The following is a 19,254-nucleotide window of genomic DNA, read 5'->3' as shown; positions in this document are numbered from 1 at the left end:
GTCTACCGCCGGTCCGGCCAGTCGGCCAGAACGTCGGCGATTTCTTCGTCGGTGAGGGTGACGCGTGCGGCGGGCAGGCTGCCGTGTTCGTCGATCCAGCGCTGGAATTTGTCGCGCGCGGTCTTCTCTCGGTTCCACCAGCCGTGCTGCACCGGTCGGTCGTCAGCGGTGAGCAGCAGGTGGTAGCGGCCGGCGCTGGTCATGCGAGGCGGATGCCTCTCGAGCGCCCCGGCTCACGGACGATCGCGTGCTTGGCCTCCAGTTCCACCAGTTGGTAGTGCACGGACGCTCGGCTTCGCATGCCGACCACTGCCCCGATCTGCCGCATCGTCGGCGCGTCGCCGTGGGCGGCGATGTGCTCGCGGATGCTGCGCAGCATGCGCTTCTGGGTTTCGGTGAGGTAGTCGACACGGTACATACTCGGATTAGAGCGCATGTTCGAATTTCTGGGCAAGCGGCGACACAGCGAGAGGAGCGGGCACGTGGACGAGCGAGAGCTCTCACGCCTCGATGCGCTGCGCTTCGCCCGCCGCGTCGTCGAGCAGCACACCGCACGGCAGCTGGCCCTCATCGATCAGTGGATCGCCGAAGAGGAGCGACGCGAGCGGGAGCGGCAGCAGGGCGAGCGCGCCCGGCCGCCGGCTCAGGACTGGCTGCTCGAGCTCGGCCTCAACCGGGACACCGTGGTCTATGTCCACACCGGCGGATGCTGGAACGCGGGCAAGCGCAGCCGCGGCGTCGACCAGAAGACCGCACGTCAGGCACTCGCGGCGGGCGTCGCCGCCTGCCCGCACTGCCGGCCTGACACGGCGTGACGGACCGCTCTCCCGGCAGGCCCCTCGGTCGGGTGAACCCGATCCAGATGGAGAACCTCTTCCTGCGCCGACGCGTGGTGCCAGGCATGGAACCGATCAACGAGACGCATGTGGCAGAGCCAGGGCTGGCCGTGGTGGAGATCGCGGCGGCTGTGACTGTGCACGATAGGTGGCCCGGATAGACAAATTCGATGCACAGTTCGGGGCGTCACCGGGCTGGCGAGTGGCCCAGCACCCCTCGCGCAGCAGAGCCGTGCACGGCGGGCCATCGACAGGAGACCGTCATGGGCGCAGGCGCGGTCAGTGCACGACCTCCGGAGCGGCGCGTTCCTGCATGGGGAGGCGAGTGGAAGGCTTGGGTCATGGCCTTGCGACCATGGCGGGACCTCCGGCGTTCCTGGCAGCCGGGTCACGCGCCCGCGCTGATGGTGATCCCTCTGGGGCTGATCGTCACGGTCTGTCTGGTGGACGTGCTGGCTCCGCCGCACATTCACCTCGGGCCACTGCTGGTGGCGGCACCGGCGATCACCGTGGCGTTCGCCAGCGCCCGCGTGACGGCTCTGATGGGAGTGCTCGCGGTGGCAGCCCAGGTGCTGATCGGTGCGCTGAGAGAGGGCCTGTCCTCCGCCAACATCCAGGCTCAGATCACCGCTCTGGTCGTCGTCTCGGCCGTCTGTGTCGGCATCTGCGTGCTACGGGACCGGCGTGAGCGCCATCTGCACCGGGTGCGGTCCGTCGCCGAGGCGGCGCAGAGCGTGCTACTGCAGCCCTTGCCCGGCCGCGCCGGCCCGCTGCGGATCGCCGGCTTGTACATCCCCGCCGAGGAGGAAGCCGATCTCGGCGGAGACCTGTACGCGGCCGCACGGACCGACCACCACAGCACCCGGCTCCTCATCGGCGACGTCCGCGGCAGCGGCCTGGCCTCGATCAACAACACCGCCCTGCTGCTCGGCGCCTTCCGCGCGGCCGCCCATCGGCAGGCCACCCTGCCCCGCCTCGCCATCCACCTGGACGCCGCCTTCCGCTGGGACAGCAGCCAGTGGCGCTCGCAGACGGAGCAGGACACCGACGAGGACTTCGCCACGGCGATCCTGCTCGACATCCCCGACCACGAACCGGTCGTCCACCTCATCAACTGCGGCCACCCACCGCCGCTGCTCCTGCGCGGCACTCACGTCACCGCCCTCACGCCGGAGGCGAGCCACCTTCCGATCGGACTGGGCGGCGCCTTCGGCATCACCGCGTACGACGTCCAGACGTTTCCGTTCGAGGTCGGCGACCTGCTCCTTCTGTACACGGACGGCGTCATCGAGGCACGTGACACCAACCACCTCTTCTACCCGCTCACCGAACGGGCGGCCGCGTGGACCAAGGACGACCCCGACGCACTCCTGCGCGCTCTCCACGACGACCTGCTGGCCCACGTCCACGGCCACCTCAACGACGACGCGGCCGCAGTCGCGATCCGCCGCCTGGCCTTTTGATCCGGACCTGGCCGACATGCCGCCAGGACACCGAACGGGACAGGCTGAATGCGACAGAACTCAGAACACAGGCTGATCAGAGTGGTTCGAGCGCTACCCTGCGGGCCATCTATCGCGCTCGGGCCAACTAGCGTGCTCAAGGGCTAACTATCCCGCTCAGTCACACCTGGGTGTCGGTGAGGTGCTCTACACGGTGCATACTGAGATTAGAGCGCGTGTTCGAATTCCTAGGCAAACGGACACACGTCACAGCACAGAGGAGCGGGGCAGGTGAACCAGCCGACCTCGCGTCTGGACATGCTGCGATTCGCCCGCCGCGTCGTCGAACAGCAGACCGCCCGGCAGCTCGCCCTGATCGACCGGTGGATCGCCGACGAGGAACGGCGCGAGCGCGAGCGGCGGCAGGGCGAGGAGCGCCGGCCGCCGGAGCCGGAATGGCTGATCCAGTACGGGCTCAACCGCCAGAACGTGGACGCCGTGCACACCGGCGGCTGCTGGGCTGCCGCCAAGAGCGGGCGGTGCCGCCCGGCAACCCGACAGCAGGCGCTCGACGCGCTGCGGCGCCAGGTGCCGGCATGCCTCCATTGCCGGCCCGACACCGCACTCGGCATCCTCGACTAGGGCCTGTCGTTTGGATCATCCCGGCGTCGCGGGGTCTGGCACGCACATCTGCGGCGTTGTCGTCGGTTGCCAACGCTCCGCGTTGGCGCCCTCCTCCGCCTTGCAGCTGCACGCACCAGACCCCGCTCGGGTCGGTTGGAAGGCGCCGTGACCTACAGCCGGCCTGATCCAAACGACAGGCCCTAGCGTCAGCGCGGTCAGGCGCTGCGCGGGCGGCGGCCCGTGGTCTTCTTGGCGGCCGTCTTTTTCGCCGTGGTCTTCTTGGCCGGCTGCTTCTTGGCGGCCGCCTTCTTCTTCGGCTCCGGTAGCTCGTGGATCTGCGCCGGGCCCGCGCTCCCCGTGCGGGAGGCCTTGGCCTTCTGCACCGACTCGTTCAGCGCGGCCATCAGATCCAGGACCTGGGCCGGCTGCTCCGGCTCGGGCGCTTCGGGGAGCGGCTTCTCCTCGCGCTTGGCCTCGATGATCTGGGCGATCGCCTCGGTGTAGCGGTCGGTGAACTCCTCGCCCTCGAGCGCGTCGATGGTCATGGTGTCCATGAGGGCGAGTGCGCCTTCGATCTCGTCCTCTGACACCTCGGTCGGTGACGGGAGCAGCTCGGTGGGGTCGCGGATCTCGTCGGGCCACAGCAATTCCTGTAGGACCAGGGCGTCGCGACGGACCCGGAGCATGCCCAGCCGCTCGCGACCGCTCCACGCGTACTTCGCGATGGCCACCTTGTTGGAGCGGCGCAGCGCTTCGACGAGGAGCTTGTACGGCTTCGCGGCGACCTGCCCGCCGGCGGCGAGGTAGTACCCGGCGCCCATGCGGATCGGGTCGATGTCTTCCAGTGCCACAAAGGCGTCGATCTCGATCGCCTTCGCCGTCGGCAGCGGGAGGTTGCTCAGTTCCTCATCGGTGATCGGAATGATCCGGTCCCGGGTCAGCTCGTAGCCCTTGCCGATCTCGGACTGGTCGACCTCGCGTTCCTCCAGCTCACACACCTTGCGGTAGCGGACGCGCCCCATGTCCTCCAGGTGGTACTGATGGAACCGGATGCTGTGATCTTCGGTCGCGCTCACCACGTTGATCGGAACGGTGACCAATCCGAAAGAAATAGCGCCTGACCATATGGTTCGGGGCATCGGTAGACCTCCGTGAGTGCCCCGAGCACCCTCAGCCTACGAACGGCTCCGGCGTCCCGCATGCGCGCTCCCGACCCACACCGCACTCTGAAAGGGTGACCGAGACACCGCAGGTCGTCGTCTACCCGCCGGCCGAGGACGGCGGCAGGCGGGTCCGCGTTGGCAGCCACTTCATGGGCATGGCGTACACGCTGCTCGACATCGTCGAGTTCCTACGCCAGGCCGGATCCGAAGGCGTCGAGCCCGAAGACGTGGTGAGCGCGGCCTGGGTGGAGTGGCGGGAAGCCGGGCCGGACGTTTGGGCGCCGCCCGGATAGGGCCACCCATGTCTCTCGTGCCGCCGCTTGGCCGGCGGCTGGCGCGGCGGCCCCGCCCGGCGCGCAACTCTGGCGAGCGCGCCCGGATCCCCGGCTGCGTCCGCGCCGCCCATTCCTCCCTGTCCCTCCCTCTCAACTCCAGCCAGGGACATGGGCGAAAGCGGTCGCAACGGGGATGCCAGACCCCCCGACCACGCCTATCCGGTGGGGGTGACGTGCACAGACACGGCGGCGTCGGCAGGGCTCGCGCAAGAGATGCCGCAGGAGAAGACGCAAGGGTTGACGCAAGAGATGTTGCCGCCCAAGCGGGCGCGGATCGAACAGCAGTGCCATTCGAGTCGATATTCTGCGGGCACTCCCCGCCGCCGATCACGGAGCCCGACCCGTCCGCGCTGACCTGCCCCGGTGACCGGGTCGGCCTGTGCGCTGGCAGCCAGCGCAAGACCCACAAGTACAGCAACGCGGGCGGGATCCCCGATCGGGTGACACCCCCCAGCCAGCGGAACCTACGGGCACCCCGGCACGTAGTGCCCAACATAAGACCCATCAACGACGCGCACGTGGCGGTGCCGGGCCTGGCCGTGGTGGAGGTCGCGGCCGCCGATGACGACACCGCCTTCGCGGTCCAGGAGCTGCTCGCCGCTCGGTGTGCCATCGCACCGACAGACCGGACGATCCGGGAACCTGACGAACCCGGCGTGCGGCTGCGGTTCTTCCTGGACCTGCGCCAGGAGGCCGACGCGTAGGCCTGCGGCGGATGCCGGCCTTTCTCATGTCTCCCCGACAGGCGGGGAAGCACGCCAGCCCGCTGACCTGCCGTGGTCAGGGTCGTGGGTCAGCCTGTCCCCCGCAGTGGTCGGGGCTGCGGGGTGTGCGCGCATAGAGCTCCGGGTTGGGGACCTCGGCAGGATGGTCGGGGGTGCGACCACGGGCCCGGCCACGGCGTGCCGCAGGCTGGTCGGGTCAGCGGCGGCGGAAGATGCCGCGGGGCCTGTTCGCCTCCGCTTCCGCGCGGGCGGCAGCTTCCCCTTCCGCCTGGCGTCGCGCGGCGCGTTCGGCCTCGGTCCGTTCGCGGTGCGCATCCAGGCACGGCCAGCACAGGCCGTCGGTCTCGGTCGTCCACCGTACCCGTACGGCGTTCCAGCGATCGTTGGTGAAGGGCGCCCGGGTGGACGACGTTGTCAGCCAGAACGGCGGGCCGCGCAGCCTCTGCGCCCGCCTCGGCGAGGACGAGTTCGTCGCCTCGATCAACGTCCAGGACCTGCAGGCCTTCATGGGCGGCCTGGCCAACGAGCTCGCCCAGCCCGTGCCCTGGCCGGGCGGTCCGCTCACGGTCACTGCCTCCATCGGTGCCAGCGCCGACCCCGATGGCTGAGAGCCCGCCACCACATACACGGACCAGCAGGAGTTCGCTGACACGCTCGACGCCCCCTGGAGCACCGCCTCGATGGCCGTGGCTGCCACCGCACCATGGACCACACCGCGAGAGCCGCTGGCCAGCGTGTACGTGCTCATGCGCAGCGGACTGCCCTACGCCGCGTTCAGCACCCCGGCAACGTGACTTGCGAGCAGGACCGCCGGGGCATCCCGCGCACCGCCGACAGCCTGATCCGCATGGAACTGGCGACGGACGCCGCCCCAGCCGCGATCTCCGGGAGCACTTCTCGCTCGAGGGCCCAGCCTTCTCCGGTCGTCTGAGCTGTGCGCGCCCGTACCGCTGTGCTGCTCACGGCCGTGGTTCCGCTTGAGGCCACGGCGGCCGCCGTGGCCTCAAGGCCGGTGCCTGGGAGCTGACCGTCAACCGGCATGAGATCAGGGTCCGCCCCAGGCCGCGTCGTAACTGCCCGGACTGCAAAGGCGAAGGCGGTTGGTGGTCTGAAGGCCTCTATCCGGGCGGTGAGATGTGCTGGTGCTGGGACCGCCCGCAGCACACCCTCCGGCTCCTACCGGCCCGCGACCACTGGCCGGACGAACCACCGTTCTGAACGATTTCCGCCCCGGCCTGCGCGCCGGGGCGGAAATCGCTGGGCGGCCCGCGCATCGGCAAAGGGCCGACCACCCACTCCCCTTCACTCTCCAGAGATCAGGGAAACACGCCCATGACTACCACGGTCTGCGACACCGACAAGAACCTGGACGCCGCCTGCGCCTCGGTCGCAGGCGAGATCGGCCGCACGGACGGCAAGGCTTCCTTACTACTCGCCTTCAACGGAGCGGTCCTCGCCGGCCTGGCATCCGTCGCCGACAACCCGTACAGCTGGCTCCGTGCCGCCGAAGACGGCACTTCAAGCTGTAGATCCGCCCCGAAACGGCCGCTCTTCTTGGCGGCTTCGTTGGCTGCCCCGGGGCCAGCCACCACTGACGAGACGAGACGGAGGACACCAGTATGGCGTCCCACCTGCGCGCTCACGCCCTGATCGGGCAGCATGCCCTACTGACGACAGCCGCGATCCCGCCGACCGGACGGGCCCGGGGGCCAAGCGGCTGATATGTCAGCCGGTCCTGCTGTCGGGGGCCCACGCACACTGAACGTGTTGATCTATGAGGCGTATATCTCCTCCGGCGCGCCCGCGTTGGGCGAGATGGCGAGAGCGGTGGCTGACAACGAGACGCTGACCGGTAGTCCGTCCCGGGACACGATCAACCGGCTAATCGGTGATCCCAGCGTCCCCGCGAAGCAGGCGGACATGGTTGTTCTGGTCAGTGTGCTAGTCGGATCAGCCGAGGTGATGGCCCGCGCGGCGGTGGGGAAGCGGCCGCCTGATGGACGCAGATACGGCTATCCGAGCACTTGGGTCGCCCCGTCGACCAACTTGATCCGTACGGCCTCGAGGTGCAGCCGTAAGCCAAGGCCACGCCCGCGAAGGAGGCCTCGAAGTCCCTCGCTTCCACCGCGAACCCGTCGACGGATCGACCTGAGGCTCGGTGCGTGGATCAGCAACGTGCGCGCCGGGCAGGCCAGCCAGCCCGGCGACCTGAAGACGGTGCTCGCTGTGCTCGCTATGCACTGGGCATAGCGCAGGCATCATGCGGGCAGTTCGGTGACTGAGCAGCCATCCTTTGCCTCCCTCACAGCCTTAGCCCAAACCAGCACGCCAGGACGGCGGGACAGCGAACTGACCAGGCACGCGTATGCACCTGAGCTACAGCCGGAGCTCAGCCATGTTCATGTTGCTGCTAGGGCCTCATCCACAGTCAGCCTGCGCATGAACGACTTGAGCGCGCGACACGCCCGAGGACCGGCGCGTAGCGACGGCCCGCAGGGCCTCCCGTGGAGTCCTGCACTTGTCCTCCCAGGAGTGCATTAAGAAGACGCAGCCCCCGCACGTCTCTGACCTGCACAAAGACAAGAGTCAATCCGATCAGAGGAACGGGATACCCGATCCCCTGATCATCATTGCCGATTCGAGGATCGGGTCGATCCGATCCTGGTGACGGGTTGACCCGACTCCGGCAGCGGATTGATCCGACTGTGGAGTCGGATCGCATAGCCATGTGCTCAGTGTCCTTGGGGCACACCGATCCGACCCTGTAGCCGGATCACTTAGCAATCTGGTAATGCTCTTCCTGATAACTGATCCGCTCCACGAGTCGGATCGCCTAGCTGGCAGCACATCAACTTGGAGGGACGGCCCTCGATGGCAGAGCAGGCGCGAAAGATCCTCGCGCTGGTCGATCAGGACACAGGCGAGGTCGAAGAGGTACGCCGCGCCAACTATGCGTTCGATGGTGGGGCCCACATCAACGTGGGCATCCGCAAGGGCCGCGAACTCGCCTCTGCTGCTTCCGGTCTGACCGACAAGGAGTTCAGGGTTCTCGCTTGGTACTGGTTCGCCACGGAAACGAGCGAGGAGGCCATCATGCGGACCGGGGCAGATATCGCGGCAGAGCTCGGCATGAGCCCCGATGCTCTATCGAGAGTGGTGAAGGTGCTCAAGAAGGCCCGACTGCTGGTCGAAGCGGGCGGGCTCGGGCGGACCACCTTCTACAGGTGCACGCCATACCTTGCGTTCATCGGCACCGGTTTCGCGCACCGGGAAGCGGTGAAGGACTGGAACCCACCGGAGACCAAGGTACGGGAGCCCCGCGACCGGCGGCGCCGGAAGAAGGACGAGGCCTGATGAGGATTCACGATGCGGAAGACGTTCAGTACCTGCTGAAGAAGACCGGGCGCGTACTCAACCCGAATCAGCGGATCGTCGTGATGCTCTACGCATCTTCGGAGCAGCGACCTGACGGCACTGTGATGATCAAGGCGAGCGAGCTGGCTACTACAGCAGGTATGACGCCACCCGTGTTCTCCCGCACCCGCAAGGAGCTCGTCGCGGCCGGCTGGATGGAAGAGACCGGCAGTGTGGGCAGCGTGAAGCTCTACCGGCTCGCCCCGCAGATATTCGAGGACCGCGGCCCGTCCGGACGGCACCTGCGAGCCGTCGTCAGCTAAGGCCCCCTAGAGCAAAGCGACCCGACTCCCGAGTCGGGTCGCTTTGCTCTACGCCAGGTCATCCGGAGGCATGAGAGCCATGCCACGACCGTGGAGACCGGCACTCACGGTCGACGGAACATACGATTCACAGAATGTGAATCGCTCCGGACGGGCAGACTCGATGTCATGGCACGTACCGCCCGGAAATCAGCTGCTCCCACGAAGCCCCTGCTCAAGCCGCCCGTTCGAGTCGGCAACCTGGACACTGCTGCCGTCATCGGTGAGTTGCGTCAGCTGCACGAAGACGCCGAGGACGAGAACATTGGCCGAATGCCGGCAGACGAGGAGCTGTTCGGGGCACTGCTGTACCTCGAAGCCAATGCAGGAGCTTTGAAGAGCAACGGGGCACAGCGTCAGGCCGGGGTCGCACGCGTGAGGTTGTGGGAGTATCTCCGCGAGCAGGCCGACCTGCACCAGGCGAAGGCGATCAACGATGCGCGCGCGGCGGGCGTGGAATGGGCGGACCTGGTGTCGGCACTTGCCGTGAACGCCCCCAGCGCGGCGTACAACAAGGCGCAGCGCCTGAAGGCCGCCGTTCTCACCGACTCCTCGAGAGACGACCGGCCCGTACGCCGCACCCCGGAAGCTGTTCTGAAGGCAGAGCAGCAAGCAGCTGCCCGCGCCGCTGCTCAGCGACGCGAAGAGGAAGAAGCAGGCCGCCGCCACGCACTGCTCGCTCCACTGGCACAGCGCCTGCTCGAGCACCGGACCGGTCTGGACGACGGAGACGAAGTCTCCTTCTGGCTGGACCAGATCGCCGCCGTGCTGCCAACCTGCCAGACACCCACCCAGATGGTCAGTCTCAAGACCTATGTCGAGGCTGTGGTACGCGAGCTGAGGAAAGTCGAGCGCGAAGCAGCCCGGCCACCTGCATCCACTACTGGGGCACACCTCGCCTACACCGCTGCGGCAGTACTCATCACTCCACAGGCCTGGGAGTAGGCAGTGCTCGATGGCTGTGACAAACAGCTGGCCAGGATCGGCTTGACTTCCCATGGGGGAAGTCCGCGACGACTACCAGCACGACGCGTACCGTCGCGTGTGCGGCCGTCGGCAGCCAACGGCCCCGTAGAGCAAAGCGACCCGACTCAGGAGTCGGGTCGCTTTGCTCTACGCCAGATCACTCTCCTCGACCTCGCTCGCTTCCACCGACCGCATCCTCAAAGCTCTGGCCGTACCCATGGGCGGTGCATCGTGGTGGGTCCACGCGCGATCGGCACGAGAGGTCCTTGAGACCTTCGCGGAGGTCGAGGTGGTCGACACTCCAGAAGCCATCGAGCGGGCTGACGGGACCTCGACGAAGTCGACATCGACGAGCCGACCATGCCTCCGGGCCTGGAGGGGCTGCGGGCCAAGCGCGACGCACGGAGCGGCCGCCCCGGTTTCGGCGCGCTTGCGGACCGGAGCATCCTGCACCTTCGGCGCCGCTGGGATGGCGACGCCGATGAGCCCGCGACCTACTTCATGGAGGTCGGCTCCGACGGCCGCAGATTGCGCCAGGTAGAACTCGCCGACGACGGAACCGCGCTGAAGAGCGGACCCGACGACTGGACGTTCAATCCGCCGGTTGTGGACCTCTTTGACCCCGAGTGGGCGGACAAGGAAGTCCACCCGGACGAGTTCGAGGCAGCATGGCTTCGAGCACGGCACGTCGACAGCCAGTCATAAGGGGCGACGCCACCGCGCAGCATAGCCACGACGGACCAGATCAACTGAGACGACGAGTGAATCGGGCCAGATCAACTGAGGCCTGGACCAGATCGCTAAAGAAGGGACACGTACCGAGCAGCACGACGTGAACCGGGCGGCCCTCCCGTCTCAACGAAGTTCGTCGTCCGCGCCCGCGCCGACCTGCGTGGACTGGATTGGGTGAGACGCAGGGACTCGGTTCGATGAGACAGACCTCGGGGTCGGGGCCGGAACCGGCTGAGTGCTGTCCCGGCTCAAGTGGGCTGCCACTAAATACTGATCTGGCCTTCACGCTCTGGCGCTGGCGACTGCCGAGCCGTCCATGTAGTCGCGGACTCGCGTGATCATTCCGTTGCGGACGTGGAGTATCAGGAGACCGGGGACGGTGAATCTGGTGGCCTTGGTCGTCAGTGTTCCCACCACGACATGCTCGGCGATGATCACTTCCGGATCGGCGGTCTCATAGGCCGCGATCCTCCTGACCTCCAGCACCTGGGCGGGGCTGGCGCCCCAAGCCGCCCGGTATCCCGCGCGCACGGCCTCACGCCCCTCGTAGCGCGGGGGGAAACCGGGAGAGACGAACGGGAACTCGTGCACCGCGTCCATGGCATAGAGATCAGCGAGATCGTCTGGGGACTTGTCGAGCATGGCCTGGTAGTAGCAGGTCAGCACCTCGTGAGGGGTGCGAACAGCAGGTGTATCCAGATGTGACACAGGGGTCATCCATTCACTCAACACTTGTTGACCCAGTCACCGTAGGGTCGGTCGAAAGTTCGGTCAACGTCTGTAGAGTGATTAGGTGTCCACTCCCCGCCAGTCCCGCGCCGACCGCCGCCGAGCGACCGAGGCGCGCATCCTCGACAGCGCCCGGGAGCTGTTCGCCGAAAAGGGATTCGAGCGCACCACCATTCGCGCCGTGGCGGCCGCGGCGAGCGTCGACCCGGCTCTGGTCATGCAGTACTTCGGCTCGAAGCGGGAGCTGTTCAGCCAAGCCGTGCAGGCGTTCCCCGCCCCGCTGACTGCCACTGATACCGACGCGCTCGTCGATCAGTTGCTGGCCTCGCTCGGCCTCAAGCTCGGCGGTCTTCCCGAAGGTGCGCTGGCGATGATGCGGTCCATGCTCACCGACCAGGCAGCAGCCGATCACGTCCGTGCCGCCCTCGGCCAGCAGATCGACAGCGTCGGTGCCGCCCTGCCCGCTTCCGAGGATCCCGAACTGCGCGCCGCACTGGTTGTCACCACGTTGCTGGGCGTCACCATCGGCCACCAGCTCCTCAGCCTGGCCTCGCTTCGTGAGGTCCCTGCCGATCGCATCGCTGCCTTGCTCCGCCCGGCCATCAAAGCCCTGGCAGGACCGCCGGAGTGAACGCGGCGCCGCCGATGCTCGGTGCATGGAGCGTAGCTTCCGTGAACCTTAACGGCTTGGGGAGCGATAAGAATCTGGGCAGGCTCGGCTGAGCAATCCTCCTGGGATTGATCAGCAGGACGTCGGGCGGGCGTCGGCGGCGAGGACGAGTTCTTTGCTCGTCTTGCGGCGGGTGGCCCGGCGGGCTGACCGGTCGGAGACCAGGCCGGCTATGGCGGCTTGGGTCTCGGCGAAGTCTTCGCGGCGGCCGGTGTAGCGCTGCAGGGGCCGCCACTGCTTGTACTCGGCGTTGGTGTGCTCCACGCAGATCCGGTTGGAGGACTGTGCTCGGCGTTCGTGCCGCCAGGCGTGCTGTTCGCCGAGGGGCGCGTCCTTCTTCGGCTTGAGGGGTGGGGCGGTGACCTGGTGTGGGAACTGGTTGGCCAGGCCCCGATAGCCTTCGTCGACATGCACCTTGACGCCGGGGCGGCAGCGCAGCTGCTCGGCGATGCCCTCGGTGCGCACCGCGGTCTGGTCGTGCATTCGTCCTGGCCGCGCCACCCCGGAGTACAGGGTGCGGCCCTGGCCGTCGCTGAACGTGGTGGTCTTGATGGTGTTCTGCTTGCGCTTGCCGGACACGAACGCCTTGCGGCCCGGACGCCCGGCCTTCGGGCGTCTCACCTGCACGTCGGTGCCGTCGATGCACAGCTCGACGTCCTCGGCCTCGGCGTAGGCGAACACGTCCTCGATGGTGCGCAGCCGGATGCCGGGCTGGTCGGGCACGGCGAACCCGCGCGCCGCCAGCAGCGGCCGGACCTGCCGGATCGCGGCGGACACCGTGGAGCGGTCCACTCCTAACAGCACTGCCAGGGCCGACTGCGGAAGATCGGTCGCAAGTGCGCGAGCGTGACCAGCACCCGGTCGACGAACACCAGACGATGCTTCGGGCCGGCACCGGCCTCGCGGCGGCGATCGCCGCCGCGCCGCTCCCGCAGCGCAGACTCCTGCTGCGCCTCCCATGCCGGGGCGAGCTCAGCGACGAGTTCGGCAAGATGCTGTCGGGATATGCCCGACAGGGCACGATGAGACAAGGCCGCGCAGGCTGATGACTTCACATCTACGGGCGCCGCGCCTCACACCGCCTACGCCTGCCGCCGCTCCCACTGCTCCTTCGTGATCTCGTACCGCACACCCCCGTGCTCGGAACCCTCAACCGCCATCATGTCGTCCGGCGTGGGGATGCTCTCCGCGAGCATCATCCCGAGCTTCTCCATGACGTTGCGCGAAGGGCGGTTCACGGTCATCGTCTCGGCCCAGACCATGCGGATGCCGAGCTCGGCGAACCCCTTCGCCAGCAGCGCCTGCGAGACCTCCGTGGCGTAGCCCCGTCCCCAGGCCGCCTGGCGCAGGCGGTAGCCGAGCTCGGCCTCCTCACGCGGGCCGCTGCGCAGCGGACGCAGGCAGAACCAGCCGACGAACGCGCCGCCGTCCTTCTCGTGCGCGGCGAACAGGCCGAGGTCGTGATCCCAGCGCTCGTAGCCGGCGAGGATGCTGGGGATGGCGAGGTCGCGGACCTCCTCCGGCGGGGTCGGAGCGCCGCCGGTCAGGTAGCGCATCACCGCCGGGTCGCTGTCCAGCTCGATCAGCAGGTCCGCGTCGGCGGCGGCGAAGGGGCGCAGGGTCAGGCGCTCGGACTCGAGGTAGGTGGTCACGTGAGGATCATGGCCGAGACGGGTCGGACGGGCCAGGGAGTTTTCGGGCCGCGCCTGTCACCGGGTCAGCAGCATGGCACGGCCGCCTTCACGTCACCGCCGAGGACCCGCCTCTATCGCCCCCCCAAGTGGTAAGGAGTGGGCAGGCCGTACTCAGGCTCAGCAGCGGTAGAACGGGCTCCAATTGAGTGAGACGGGGCACCGTCGGCAGCCGTCGTCGGGGATCTGGGCGGTACCGGGGCGGCTTGTTGTCCGCGGACAACGTTCGTGCGGTGGTTGGTGGCGGGATCGAGAGCCCAGGCTTGTTGTCCGCGGACAACAAGCCTGGTGCCAACGGGGCTCTACGGACGCTCCGGCCCACCCGTTATCACTCCGTGACTTATCACGCCGTGATAATCGGTGGCCCTGCCCGGGTGAAACGGCATCAAGTACCGCACGTCGGATACCACTCGAGCCCGCCGAGTCAGTAAGGTGACGCCATGGCCTCTCCATACCCAGACGGAGACCGGGAAAAGGTAGCGTCCAAGCTGCCCTCGGCGCTCCAGCAAGCACTCAAGGTTCGCGCCGCCGAACTCAGCCTGGACATCCAGGACGCCGTCGAAGCGGCCATCACCGACTGGCGGACCAGCGACCGCCCCGGCGCAGAAGTAGAGACCGCTGGCGCCAAGTCGTTCTCTACATGGCTACCGCCAGGCCTGTACGAGGACTTCAAGGACACGTGCACCACGCGGGAGGTCTCCTACACCCAGGGCCTCGCCCAGTCGGTCCGAGACTGGCTGGACAACAACCCCTCCCCGCGGGCTGACACCCAACCCTCCGATCCAGAACGCAAGATCGTCTGCAACCAGAAGGGCGGGGTCGGCAAGACCGCCGTCTCTGCCGGCATCGCTGAGGCGTACGCCGAAGAAGGCAAGCGTGTCCTTCTGGTCGACTACGACCCCCAGGGGCACCTCAGCGAGCAACTCGGTGTCCCTCAGATCGAACCCGACCACGACAGCCTGGTCTCCCACATGTGCGGCGAGGGACAAGGCGACCTGCGCGATCTGGTCGTGGTGATAGACGATCCGCGATTCGAGAAGCGGCTGCACATACTGCCCGCCTGCTTCGACGGCTTCCTCCTCGACTCCCGCATCGCGGTCCTGTCCGCGAACAAAAGAGGCTTCCAGAAGGAAGTCGCCCTCGAGATGGCGCTCCGCCCGCTCGAGAACGACTACGACGTCATCGTGGTTGACTGCCCGCCCAGCCTCGGCATCGCCATGGACGCCGCCCTCTACTACGGGCGTCGGCGTCGCGACGAGAGGCCCGGCCGGTCCGGCGTCGTCATCCCGGTCCTCGCCGAGGACTCCTCCGCCACGGCCTACGGCATGCTCGCCCAGCAAATCGAGGACCTTTGCGAGGACCTGTCCCTCGATGTCGAATACCTCGGTCTGGTGGTGAACCTTTACGACTCGCGCCGCGGCTACGTCGCCACCTCCTCCCTGGAGAACTGGAAGAGCCTCGGAGATCCGAAGGTGCTGGCCGTCATCGGCGACCTGAAGGAGCAGCGAGAAGCCGTCCGCACCCGCAAGCCTCTGCTGTCGTACGCCCCGAACAGTGACCAGGCGGAAGCCATGCGGCAGGTAGCGAGGGGAGCAACCCGTTGAGCAAGGCCGACACCCTTGGAACGGCACCGGCGTTCGGCGCAGCCCGCGGCGCCCGCAGCTCCCGACGCAACGCCATCGAGCGGACCATAGGAGGTGATGACGCCGCGACGGCAGCAATCACCGAACTGCCGGTCACCCTCATCAGTGAGAACCCCGACAACCCGCGCAACCACCTTCGCAATCTGGACGACACCGTGGAGTCCGTCCGCGAGGTCGGCATCATCCTGCCCATCGTGGTCGCCACTGTAGAGGCCTACCTCCGGGACCGGCCCGGCCGTGCAGAAGACCTGGATGACGGAGCCCAGTACGTCGTTGTCGACGGGCACCGCCGCTTGGAGGCATCCCGCCGCGTTGGGCTAGCCACCATCCCCGTCCGCGTCGACAACGCCCGCGTTGCCACCGACGAGGCCCTCCTCGAAGCCGCCTTCGTCGCGAACTACCACCGCGACGACATGACCGACCTCGAGGAAGCGCACGCCCTCAAGCAACTGGTCGACTACTACGGCTCACAGACCAAGGCAGCCAAGCGGCTCGGGCTCTCACAGTCGACTCTCGCCAGCAAGCTCTCCCTGCTCAAGCTCTCCCCCGAACTTCAAAAGGACCTGATGACGGGGGAGCGGAAGGTAGAGCACGTCCGTAACCTCGGCAAGCTGCCGCCGGACGCGCAGAAGGCGAAGGCCGACGAGCGCGCCAAAGCCGCGCGGCAGAAGACGGAGACCCGGCGTCAGCCGGAGGTGAAGCCCTCGTCCGGCCCGACGGATTATCACGGCGTGATAAGTCACGGGAAGGTAACGGAAGGCTCCGACGGGGACGCAGCCGCTGCCCCTACCAGGCCAGAAGCCCCGAGTGAGCACATCCCCGAGCAACGAGAGACCCGCGCCGGCGGAGACTCAGCCGTGAAGATGTTCCCCTACCACGACGGTGTCGAGGCAGCGAACCTGCTCCTGTTCAAGATGCCGCCTGAAGAACGCGACAAGGTGTGCGACATGCTTCTCCGAGATCGTGAAAGGCGGGCGGCGAACGCCGGCTGACCTGAGGCGCCGACGCGACGAAGGCCCCCAAACGCAAAATGGCCGGTGCCCCAACAGAGGCACCGGCCATCGCATGTAGCGGTGCGGGGGTCAAGCCGCCCAGGTCGCGGCAGCGCCTTCGTCGGGGTTGGGGATACCGGCGGCGGTCGTCGCTGCGGGGTGTCGCATCGCGGTGACCGGGACGGCGCCGAGCTCGGTGCGGGGACTGGGGAAGAGGCAGTGTTCCAAGCATGCAGTATTCGAGGTGAAGCAACGCGTGGGCGCCCGGGGCAAGTAGCTAGCGGCAAGACCCATCGAGGTACGGAGCTGCTAGGGCCAAGACGGGCCTTGTTCGTGGTTCAGATCCGGGCCGACATCATTGGCGTCGCCACCCGCATGTCGGGCCAGGGTCGCGGTGGCTACCAGGCGGTCTTGGCGGTGCTGTAGGAGGTGCGGCAGGCGGCGTCGGAGGCCGTAGCGGAAAGCTGGGTCATGGCCTCGGTCCTGACCATCTTTTCCAGGCCCCGGACCGCCGCCGGGGTGTTCGGAGAGAACTTCCTGAAGGTTCCCACCGTGGCGACGGTGAACTTGTTGCACACCGGCAGGGCGGCGTTGCGGTAGCGGTTGTCGAGTTCGCCTGTCACGGCGGAGCTGTTGGCGGTGGCCCAGTTGTTCCACGCCGCACAGGCAGGCCGGGTGAGTTCGGCCCGCTAGGTTTCGGTCAGATTGCCCAGAGCGGCGACAGTGGCGTTCCGGAATTCGTCCGGGATGGCGTAGCGGGTGGTGGCGAACTGCTCCCCGGTCTTGAAGATCGCTTCCTGGCAGGCGAACGGCAGCGAAGCCGCTTGCGTAAGGGCGGCGGCCAGGAGCGGAGGGGACTTCACACTCCGGGCGGCCGGGGTCTCCTCCTGAGGGATGACAGTCAACGCCACCGCCAGGACGCCGGCGGCCCCGGCCACGGCCAGGGCGGAGCGCTTGAGGATGCGGGAGGTGTTCATGAGTGCGGACCTCCTGTACTTGAAGGGCTGAGCAGCCAGCCCGGTGCAGACCAGGGTCGGGGACTGGAAACGGAACAGCGGCCACCGCGCCAGTCCCCAACCCTGCTCAGTGCTGACGGTCGGCTGCTGATGTGGCCAGTTCGGCGAGCCGCGTGGAGTCCGGCAGGCCAGTGAGTGCGGCGCGTGCTTGTTCGGCGCAGGAGGATGCCATCTGGGCCGCCTTGGTGAGAGCTCCGGTGCGTGTCAGCGCGGCGAGGATGTCCCGGTGTGCGGTGACGGGGTCGGTGTCGCTACGGAATGCAGTGGTCAGGCGGTCGCGGTCGGCTGTGTCGGCCACTTCGTAGGCGAGCAGGACAGGCAGGGTGGGCTGCAGGTTGGCGACGTCGCTGATGGCGCTCTTGCCGGTGATCTGGTCCTCGGCGGTGTAGGGGAGCAGGTCGTCCCGGATCTGGAAGGCCATGCCGAGCTGTTCTCCGTACTGGTGCAAAGCCTGGGTCTGCCCGGGGGTTGCTCCGGCAAGGATGGCGCCAGCCTGGCAGGCGGCGCCGGTCAGCGCGGCGGTCTTGTCGTGGATGACGTTCAGGACGGTCGGTACTGCGCAGGTCAGGTCGCCGCGGATTTCGGTTTCGCGCATGATGCCCTGGCACATGTGACGCAGGGCCTCGACCGTGACCCGTGCTGCGTGCAGTACGCGCTCTGCAGGACCGCCGCTGAGCATGGCCGCAATTCCGGCCATCGACAGTCCGTCGCCTGCTACCAGGGCCTCGGCGAGACCGTACTGCTCGGCGGTGGAGGCCCGCCCGCGGCGTACCGGGTCCTGATCGACGATGTCGTCGTGGATGAGGCTCGCGACGTGCAGGCATTCGATGCCTGCCGCGAACGCCAGCACCTGCTCAGCGGTGCCGCCGACGGCTTTCGCCGACTCCATACACAGGATGGGGCGAAGGAGCTTGCCCGGGGGGAACAGGGCGTCCAGGCAGGCCACCTCCAGCAGGCTGTCGCCGCTGCCCACCCAGCGCAGCAGCTCAGCCTCAAGGAGCGGAATGTGTGTGCCCCCGACTGGGGTCACGGCGATGGACATGACACGTCCTTTCGATGGTCAGCAGGGGATGACGGCGCGCATGTGGGGACGCCACGTGTTGAGGAAGGCGCCCATGGGTGGTTGGACCGGCTGGTGGAGCAGGTCCTGGCCTGCGGCCAGCACGCCGGCCAGGAGCAGCCTGTGATGCTCGCTAAATGCGTGGATGACGGGGCCGACCGGGGTGTGTTCCAGTTCCGCGGCCAGGGCGGGCAACCGGTCCGTGGCGCGCGCGGCCTCGAACGCGATGACGTCGGCCATGGCCGGTGTCCACCGTTTGGCCTTGACGTCCTCGGGGTGGACCCCGAACTGGTGGAGGTCTTCGAGAGGGAGGTAGAGGCGGCCCTCGTCGAGGTCCTCCGACAGGTCACACAGCACGTCGGTCAACTGGCCAAGTTCGGCGAACTCACGCACCAGCGGCTGCGCTTCCGTGAGTTCGGTGCCGGCCACGGCACACATGAACCCGTAGAGCGGGTAGCCAGAGACCTGCGCGGCCCACTGGCACAGTTCCGCGTAGGTGGCGAAGTCGCGGAAGTCGACGTCGCGCTGCATCCCGGTGAACATGTTCTCGATCAGTGACAGCGGCATGCCGAAAGTCCGGTAGGTGTGCACCGTGGCATGCAGGACGGCGTCGCGGGAGCCGCCGGCGGCGAATGCCGCCCAGGTGGCCTCCGCGAATTCGGCGAGCCGACGCTGCCGGCTCTCTACCGGCCCGCTGTCCGCACAGGCATCGGCACGGCACCCGTGTGCCACCAGCGCCGCAGTGTGAGGCCGTGCCGCTGCGGGCGCGATGCGCAGCGCCCCCCAGCGGCCGCGCCCTCCCTCAACGAGACCGGATACCTCGCTCGCGCACACCGTGTAGCAGTGCCGAAGCACGGGATCGGTGATACCCGCCGCGTCCAGCCAGCGCCTTACCAGCATCTGTGAACCCTTCC

24 protein-coding genes and 1 pseudogene are annotated in these 19,254 nt (G+C 67.7%); 15 read left to right on the top strand and 10 right to left on the bottom strand.

Features of this window, described 5'->3' with window-relative positions; genetic code table 11:
- Window positions 1-2 precede the first annotated feature (2 nt).
- Entirely contained in the window at window positions 3-203 is a 201-nt protein-coding gene (locus ACWC0C_RS41295; protein WP_450869759.1) for a hypothetical protein, read from the bottom strand.
- Window positions 200-418, bottom strand: a complete 219-nt coding sequence (locus ACWC0C_RS41290) for a LexA family protein (protein WP_450869757.1) — start codon at window positions 416-418, stop codon at window positions 200-202. Before ACWC0C_RS41290 ends, ACWC0C_RS41295 begins: the two co-directional genes overlap by 4 nt.
- Before the next feature lie 64 nt (window positions 419-482).
- On the opposite strand from ACWC0C_RS41290, the gene ACWC0C_RS41285 reads away from it, so the two are divergent.
- From ACWC0C_RS41285 to ACWC0C_RS41270, 4 genes are all read left to right on the top strand, one after another.
- Window positions 483-815, top strand: a complete 333-nt coding sequence (locus tag ACWC0C_RS41285) for a DUF6233 domain-containing protein (protein ID WP_450869756.1) — start codon at window positions 483-485, stop codon at window positions 813-815.
- A 47-nt stretch (window positions 816-862) separates the two neighbouring features.
- Window positions 863-997, top strand: coding sequence for a DUF6207 family protein (locus tag ACWC0C_RS41280; protein WP_450869777.1), 135 nt, complete (start codon window positions 863-865; stop codon window positions 995-997).
- Between the two features lie 180 nt (window positions 998-1,177).
- Window positions 1,178-2,299: a PP2C family protein-serine/threonine phosphatase gene (locus tag ACWC0C_RS41275; RefSeq protein ID WP_450869754.1), complete on the top strand. Its 1,122-nt coding sequence runs from the start codon at window positions 1,178-1,180 to the stop codon at window positions 2,297-2,299.
- A 297-nt stretch (window positions 2,300-2,596) separates the two neighbouring features.
- Complete coding sequence (locus tag ACWC0C_RS41270; RefSeq protein ID WP_450869775.1) at window positions 2,597-2,920, top strand: DUF6233 domain-containing protein; 324 nt, start codon at window positions 2,597-2,599, stop codon at window positions 2,918-2,920.
- 197 nt (window positions 2,921-3,117) lie between these two features.
- Here ACWC0C_RS41270 and ku read toward each other — a convergent pair whose 3' ends face one another.
- Entirely contained in the window at window positions 3,118-4,041 is a 924-nt protein-coding gene (ku, locus tag ACWC0C_RS41265) for a non-homologous end joining protein Ku (RefSeq protein WP_450869752.1), read from the bottom strand.
- A gap of 95 nt (window positions 4,042-4,136) precedes the next feature.
- Here ku and ACWC0C_RS41260 point away from each other — a divergent pair, with 95 nt between their 5' ends.
- The 8 genes from ACWC0C_RS41260 (at window position 4,137) to ACWC0C_RS41225 (ending at window position 10,512) form a co-directional block, all read left to right on the top strand.
- A complete protein-coding gene (locus ACWC0C_RS41260) occupies window positions 4,137-4,358 on the top strand; it encodes a hypothetical protein (RefSeq protein ID WP_450869750.1) in 222 nt (73 codons plus the stop codon).
- Between the two features lie 527 nt (window positions 4,359-4,885).
- Window positions 4,886-5,104, top strand: a complete 219-nt coding sequence (locus ACWC0C_RS41255; protein ID WP_450869748.1) for a DUF6207 family protein — start codon at window positions 4,886-4,888, stop codon at window positions 5,102-5,104.
- 422 nt (window positions 5,105-5,526) lie between these two features.
- The gene (locus ACWC0C_RS41250) at window positions 5,527-5,733 is read left to right on the top strand and encodes a hypothetical protein (RefSeq protein ID WP_450869747.1); all 207 of its coding nucleotides are present in this window, start codon (window positions 5,527-5,529) and stop codon (window positions 5,731-5,733) included.
- A gap of 724 nt (window positions 5,734-6,457) precedes the next feature.
- A complete protein-coding gene (locus ACWC0C_RS41245) occupies window positions 6,458-6,775 on the top strand; it encodes a hypothetical protein (protein ID WP_450869745.1) in 318 nt (105 codons plus the stop codon).
- 1,221 nt (window positions 6,776-7,996) lie between these two features.
- The gene (locus ACWC0C_RS41240) at window positions 7,997-8,479 is read left to right on the top strand and encodes a MarR family transcriptional regulator (RefSeq protein ID WP_351552642.1); all 483 of its coding nucleotides are present in this window, start codon (window positions 7,997-7,999) and stop codon (window positions 8,477-8,479) included.
- Window positions 8,479-8,802 (top strand): replication initiation protein, RepL2, encoded by a 324-nt coding sequence (locus tag ACWC0C_RS41235; RefSeq protein WP_449199062.1) that lies wholly within the window; start codon window positions 8,479-8,481, stop codon window positions 8,800-8,802. Before ACWC0C_RS41240 ends, ACWC0C_RS41235 begins: the two co-directional genes overlap by 1 nt.
- Before the next feature lie 168 nt (window positions 8,803-8,970).
- Window positions 8,971-9,786, top strand: coding sequence for a hypothetical protein (locus tag ACWC0C_RS41230; protein WP_450869743.1), 816 nt, complete (start codon window positions 8,971-8,973; stop codon window positions 9,784-9,786).
- Between the two features lie 381 nt (window positions 9,787-10,167).
- The gene (locus ACWC0C_RS41225) at window positions 10,168-10,512 is read left to right on the top strand and encodes a hypothetical protein (RefSeq protein ID WP_450869742.1); all 345 of its coding nucleotides are present in this window, start codon (window positions 10,168-10,170) and stop codon (window positions 10,510-10,512) included.
- 309 nt (window positions 10,513-10,821) lie between these two features.
- Here the strand turns inward: ACWC0C_RS41225 and ACWC0C_RS41220 are convergent, their stop codons facing one another.
- The gene (locus ACWC0C_RS41220; protein ID WP_450869740.1) at window positions 10,822-11,181 is read right to left on the bottom strand and encodes a nuclear transport factor 2 family protein; all 360 of its coding nucleotides are present in this window, start codon (window positions 11,179-11,181) and stop codon (window positions 10,822-10,824) included.
- A gap of 151 nt (window positions 11,182-11,332) precedes the next feature.
- Between ACWC0C_RS41220 and ACWC0C_RS41215 the strand changes: the two genes are divergently transcribed.
- Window positions 11,333-11,899 carry a TetR/AcrR family transcriptional regulator gene (locus ACWC0C_RS41215; RefSeq protein ID WP_450869738.1) on the top strand — a complete coding sequence of 189 codons (567 nt, stop codon included), beginning with the start codon at window positions 11,333-11,335 and terminating at the stop codon, window positions 11,897-11,899.
- Between the two features lie 186 nt (window positions 11,900-12,085).
- Here ACWC0C_RS41215 and ACWC0C_RS41210 read toward each other — a convergent pair.
- Both ACWC0C_RS41210 and ACWC0C_RS41205 read right to left on the bottom strand, forming a co-directional pair.
- Window positions 12,086-12,993: pseudogene (locus tag ACWC0C_RS41210) on the bottom strand (transposase family protein); the annotation flags it as partial.
- Between the two features lie 27 nt (window positions 12,994-13,020).
- The gene (locus tag ACWC0C_RS41205; protein ID WP_450869737.1) at window positions 13,021-13,590 is read right to left on the bottom strand and encodes a GNAT family N-acetyltransferase; all 570 of its coding nucleotides are present in this window, start codon (window positions 13,588-13,590) and stop codon (window positions 13,021-13,023) included.
- A 479-nt stretch (window positions 13,591-14,069) separates the two neighbouring features.
- Between ACWC0C_RS41205 and ACWC0C_RS41200 the strand changes: the two genes are divergently transcribed.
- Window positions 14,070-15,233 carry an AAA family ATPase gene (locus ACWC0C_RS41200; RefSeq protein ID WP_449199057.1) on the top strand — a complete coding sequence of 388 codons (1,164 nt, stop codon included), beginning with the start codon at window positions 14,070-14,072 and terminating at the stop codon, window positions 15,231-15,233.
- The gene (locus tag ACWC0C_RS41195; protein WP_450869735.1) at window positions 15,230-16,264 is read left to right on the top strand and encodes a ParB/RepB/Spo0J family partition protein; all 1,035 of its coding nucleotides are present in this window, start codon (window positions 15,230-15,232) and stop codon (window positions 16,262-16,264) included. Before ACWC0C_RS41200 ends, ACWC0C_RS41195 begins: the two co-directional genes overlap by 4 nt.
- A 398-nt stretch (window positions 16,265-16,662) precedes the next feature.
- On the opposite strand, the gene ACWC0C_RS41190 is transcribed toward ACWC0C_RS41195, so the two are convergent.
- From ACWC0C_RS41190 to ACWC0C_RS41175, 4 genes are all read right to left on the bottom strand, one after another.
- Window positions 16,663-16,887: a hypothetical protein gene (locus ACWC0C_RS41190; RefSeq protein ID WP_450869733.1), complete on the bottom strand. Its 225-nt coding sequence runs from the start codon at window positions 16,885-16,887 to the stop codon at window positions 16,663-16,665.
- Window positions 16,888-16,953: 66 nt separating this feature from the next.
- The gene (locus tag ACWC0C_RS41185) at window positions 16,954-17,241 is read right to left on the bottom strand and encodes a hypothetical protein (protein ID WP_450869731.1); all 288 of its coding nucleotides are present in this window, start codon (window positions 17,239-17,241) and stop codon (window positions 16,954-16,956) included.
- A 106-nt stretch (window positions 17,242-17,347) separates the two neighbouring features.
- A complete protein-coding gene (locus tag ACWC0C_RS41180) occupies window positions 17,348-18,322 on the bottom strand; it encodes a polyprenyl synthetase family protein (protein ID WP_450869729.1) in 975 nt (324 codons plus the stop codon).
- 18 nt (window positions 18,323-18,340) lie between these two features.
- Window positions 18,341-19,240, bottom strand: a complete 900-nt coding sequence (locus ACWC0C_RS41175; RefSeq protein WP_450869727.1) for a phytoene/squalene synthase family protein — start codon at window positions 19,238-19,240, stop codon at window positions 18,341-18,343.
- Between the last annotated feature and the right edge of the window lie 14 nt (window positions 19,241-19,254).

The organism is Streptomyces sp. NPDC001709 (assembly GCF_053596375.1).
Note: the sequence above shows the minus strand (reverse complement) of the source record. Positions and strands in the feature narration are given on the sequence as shown.